This is a genomic window from Streptomyces sp. NPDC037288, from assembly GCF_055603265.1.
Map to the genome: position 1 here is coordinate 1 of NZ_JBVJVY010000142.1, position 4,277 is coordinate 4,277.

Below are 4,277 nucleotides of genomic sequence, written 5' to 3' on the forward strand. Positions count from 1 at the left end.
GCACCACCCTCCTGGCCACGACCGCCTGACCGCGGCCACCCTCACCACCCGAGCACACCTCAACTCGCCTGCCCCATCAGCAACTTGACAAGGCCAGGGAGAGGGCTCGCCGGCCCGGCACCCTCAGCCAGCAGCCGCTGCAACCCCAGGGAGAGCCATGTCCCGCCGTTTGTTCACCTCGGAGTCCGTGACCGAGGGGCACCCCGACAAGACCGCCGACCGGATCAGCGACACGATCCTCGATGCCCTGCTCACGGAGGACCCGCACTCGCGGGTCGCCGTGGAGACCCTGATCACCACCGGCCAAGTGCACGTCGCCGGCGAGGTCACCACCACGGCTTATGTGGACATCCCGGGTCTGGTCCGCGATGCCGTCCTCGACATCGGCTACGACGCCTCCAGCAAGGGCTTCGACGGCCGCTCCTGCGGGGTGTCCGTGTCGATCGGTGTCCAGTCTGCGGACATCGCAAGGGGCGTGGACGGCAACGGCGCAGACGCTGCCCCGCTGGACGCGCAGGGGGCCGGCGACCAGGGCCTGATGTTCGGCTACGCCTGCGACGAGACGCCGGAACTGATGCCGCTGCCCATCCAGTTGGCTCACCGGCTGGCGTGCCGGCTCACCCGCGTGTGCAAGGAGGGTATTGCCCCCTACCTGCGCCCCGACGGGAAGACCCAGGTCACCGTCGAGTACGTAGGCAGCCGGGCTGTCCGCCTCGACACGGTCGTCGTCTCCGCCCAGCACGCTACCGACGTCGACCTGGACGACCTGCTGGCACCCGACATCCGTACCCACGTCGTCGAGCACGAACTGGCCCGCCTCGCTGACGACGGCATCCACTTGGACACTGAGGGCTACCGGTTGCTGGTCAACCCGACCGGCCGGTTCGAGATCGGCGGTCCGATGGGCGACGTCGGCCTGACCGGCCGCAAGATCATCATCGACACCTACGGGGGCATGGCCCGCCACGGCGGCGGCGCCTTCTCCGGCAAAGACCCCTCTAAGGTGGACCGCTCGGCCGCCTACGCCATGCGCTGGGTCGCCAAAAACGTCGTCGCCGCCCGCCTCGCCCGCCGCTGCGAGATCCAGGTCGCCTACGCCATCGGCAAGGCCGAGCCGGTCGGCCTTTTCATCGAGACCCTCGGCACCGCCGCCATACCACAGACGGCGATCGAGCGCGCCGTCCGCCAGGTCTTCGACCTGCGCCCGGCCGCCATCATCCGCGACCTCGACCTGCTCCGCCCGATCTACACCCAGACCTCCGCCTACGGCCACTTCGGCCGCGAGCTGCCCGACTTCACCTGGGAACGCACGGATCGCGTAGACGCACTGCGGCGCGCGGCGGGATGCTGACATGCGGATCGCTGTCACCGGCTCCATCGCCACCGACCACCTGATGACGTTCCCCGGCCGCATCACCGACGAGCTACTGCCCGACCACCTCCACCACGTCTCCCTCTCCTTCCTGGTCGACACGCTGGAGATCCGCGACGGAGGAGTCACCGCCAACATCGCCTACGGGCTTGCGCAGCTGAGCCACCGCCCGCTACTGATCGGCGCCGCCGGCCCCGATTTCCCGGACGGCCACGGGCGGAGGCTGGCCGACCGGGGCGTGGACATCTCGGCCGTCCACGTATCCCCAACCCGGCACACCGCCCGCTTCCTGTGCACCACCGACCCCGACGGCAACCAAATCGCATCCTTCTACCCAGGAGCAATGTCCGAGGCCGCCGGCATCGACCTCGCCACCGTCCTGCACGGCCACGGCGGCGCCGGCCTCGTCCTCATCGCCGCCGACGACCCGACCGCCATGCTCCACCACACACAAGCCTGCCGCACCCACAGCATCCCCTTCGCCGCCGACCCAGCCCAGCAACTGGCCCGGCTCAACGGCGACCAGATCCCTGAACTCGTCCACGGCGCCGACCACTTGTTCACCAACGAGTACGAACACGCACTGCTCCTCGCCAAGACCGGCTGGACCCATGCCGACGTCCTGCACCAGGTCGGCACCTGGGTCACCACCCTGGGCAAGAAGGGCAGCCGCATCGAACGCGCCGACGCCCCACCCATAGACATCCCCGCCGTCCCAGCCGACCGCATCGCCGACCCGACCGGCGCCGGCGACGCCTTCCGCGCCGGATACCTAGCCGCCCTGGCCGCAGGACGTGCCCCCTCACAATGCGCCCACCTGGGATCGGCACTGGCCACCCTCGCCCTGTCCCACACCGGAACCCAGACCTACACCACCACCCCCGCCCACCTGCGCGAACTCCTCACCGGCGGGTACGAGGCAGAGATCCCCACAGGAAACGAACCAGCATGACGACAGAGTGTCAAATCAGTGTGACACCAAACTGCACTCTCTGCATGGTTCGTACTCGACCCGATCTTCGACGGGATGAGGATCTCCGAGAGCCGTCGTGTGCGTGGCCTGGGCATCCAGCAGCGGACACGTCTTCTCGAGGGTTCGCGCTGCAGGGCTGACCGGCCCCGCCGGCCTGGACTCGTCTTCGGCTGGGCGGGGGGCAGAACGTACGCCCCCGAACTTCTGGGTGGAAGTGGCAAGGGATCCGTAGCGATGGCCGGTTCTGACGTCAGCCGCCGCAGGGATCCTCACCCTCATGATCTACACGTGAAAAGGGCTCCAGTTCAGCACGCTGCGGATGGTGCGGCCGAGCATCCATTCCTTCTCGGCTACGGAGAACGCATCCGAATCCAGTAGGTAGTGCAGGCTGTGGGAGTACGGCGCCGGGTGGGGCGACAGCCCGGGCTTGACGGCCTGCGTGTGGTCGCTGGCCCACAGGATCCTCTCGGCACCGTAGGCGTCGACGACCTTGCGGAAGTGCGGAATAAGGTCGGGGTATGGGTAGGGCTCACTCGCGAGGCGCTCGATGTGCGACCACTTCAAGTGCAGATTGCCGTACTTGGACAGGGACCGGATTTTGTCCAGTCGGCTGTACCGCTCGGTTGGCGCGATGTCTGCCGTGGGCCAGGCGATTCCGATGTGATCGATGATGAACTTCAGGTCCGGGAATTGATGCAGATACGGCTCGAGAGTCTCCACGCGGGGGTTGACCATGATGAATACCGGCACTTGCTCGGCCTCACAAGCCGCGAACAGCCTGCTGTAGCCGCCCTGCTCGAATTCCGGGTCGCGCCAAGTATTACCGTCGAACTCCGCGTGAACACGGATGCCGACGCACCCCGGCTTCTGACGCAGAGCGGCAACCATGTCCTCGAGTTCAGGGTCTTTATAGTCCACCCGGCTCAGCCAGACAAACCGATCCGGGTACTTGGCGACCGACAGCTCCGAGAACGGCCGCTCGGGGCGCCATGCCCCGTTCGCGTGGTAGCTCCCGGGAAGCATGTGGAACTGGTCGTCGAGGCCGGTGAACTCGTCGAGAACGGCACCGTGCACGCCCACAGCGTCCATGGCGACGATTGTGGCGTTGAGCGTGGTTTCGAGGTCGACCTCCTGCCAGTAGGGGCCGATCTGGTTGGCGTGGAGCTGACCGTCAATGATTTCCATGCTGGTTTCCTTCCGTGTGCGCACGCAGGCGTTGACACAATGGTCATGAGTTAGGGACTGCGGATCATTAACTCGCTGTTTTGATCTTGAGCGGGACGGTGATTCCTGCCCCGCTCGCGTGGTTGTAAAGCTGTTCCAGGTGGTGAGTTGCTGGTTAGTGCGATGGATGCTGTGTCCGGCCGCGCCGAGGAGTTGGCGGATGTCGCGGATGCGCCGGTTGATGGTTTCGGGGGGTGACGCCGAAGAGGCAGGCGATGGCGGCCTGCGGGAGCCCAAGCCGGTAGTGGAGGAGGGTGACCAGGAGCCGGTCGGCGAGGGTAAGCAAGGGGCGCCGTCCAGTGCCCGGGCCTGCCAGGGGGGCCGGTGGCCGTGCCGTTTGTCCAGGTGTGCTTCCCGCTGGTCCCCGTGGAGTGCGGTAATCAGCGTGTCCCACTCCTGGGCTGGCATTCCGGTCAGAGCGGGGTGGCAGAGCCAGGAGAGGTCGGGGCTGGGCTGGTCGAAGGGGTCCGGCGCGTCACTGGGCATACGCCTCGGGCCGCAGTGTGTAGTTCCCGTCGCCGTGCCACTCGTGGCGGTGCAGGGGCAGGGCGTCCACTGCCGGTCGACGATTTGCACTCCGGAGGCTTTTCAATTTGGCCACCGATCGGGTGATGAGGCCGGTCGAGTAACGGGCGAGGCCCTCGGACTGTTGAGCGAGATGTCTGAAGTCTCAACATCACAGTCCGGGGGCCTCGTTGGTTCCTTATC

The 4,277-nt window shown here is 66.9% G+C and carries 3 protein-coding genes and 1 pseudogene; 2 read left to right on the plus strand and 2 right to left on the minus strand.

The features are described 5' to 3' along the window. Window positions 1-157: 157 nt before the first annotated feature. A complete protein-coding gene (metK, locus tag ACZ7GZ_RS42340) occupies window positions 158-1,351 on the plus strand; it encodes a methionine adenosyltransferase (RefSeq protein WP_471033105.1) in 1,194 nt (397 codons plus the stop codon). A gap of 1 nt (window position 1,352) precedes the next feature. After that, complete coding sequence (locus ACZ7GZ_RS42345) at window positions 1,353-2,324, plus strand: carbohydrate kinase family protein (RefSeq protein ID WP_471033106.1); 972 nt, start codon at window positions 1,353-1,355, stop codon at window positions 2,322-2,324. Between the two features lie 303 nt (window positions 2,325-2,627). On the opposite strand, the gene ACZ7GZ_RS42350 is transcribed toward ACZ7GZ_RS42345, so the two are convergent. Then, on the minus strand, window positions 2,628-3,530 hold the full coding sequence (locus tag ACZ7GZ_RS42350; protein ID WP_471033107.1) for an amidohydrolase family protein: 903 nt from the start codon (window positions 3,528-3,530) through the stop codon (window positions 2,628-2,630). 67 nt (window positions 3,531-3,597) lie between these two features. Further along, window positions 3,598-4,151: pseudogene (locus ACZ7GZ_RS42355) on the minus strand (helix-turn-helix domain-containing protein); the annotation flags it as partial. Window positions 4,152-4,277 lie beyond the last annotated feature (126 nt).

What these genes read in the sequence shown, in the direction of transcription:
- ACZ7GZ_RS42350 (WP_471033107.1), bottom strand. Translation starts at nt 3,530, where the DNA reads ATGGAAATCATTGACGGTCAGCTCCACGCCAACCAGATCGGCCCCTAC.
- metK (WP_471033105.1), top strand. Translation starts at nt 158, where the DNA reads ATGTCCCGCCGTTTGTTCACCTCGGAGTCCGTGACCGAGGGGCACCCC.
- ACZ7GZ_RS42345 (WP_471033106.1), top strand. Translation starts at nt 1,353, where the DNA reads ATGCGGATCGCTGTCACCGGCTCCATCGCCACCGACCACCTGATGACG.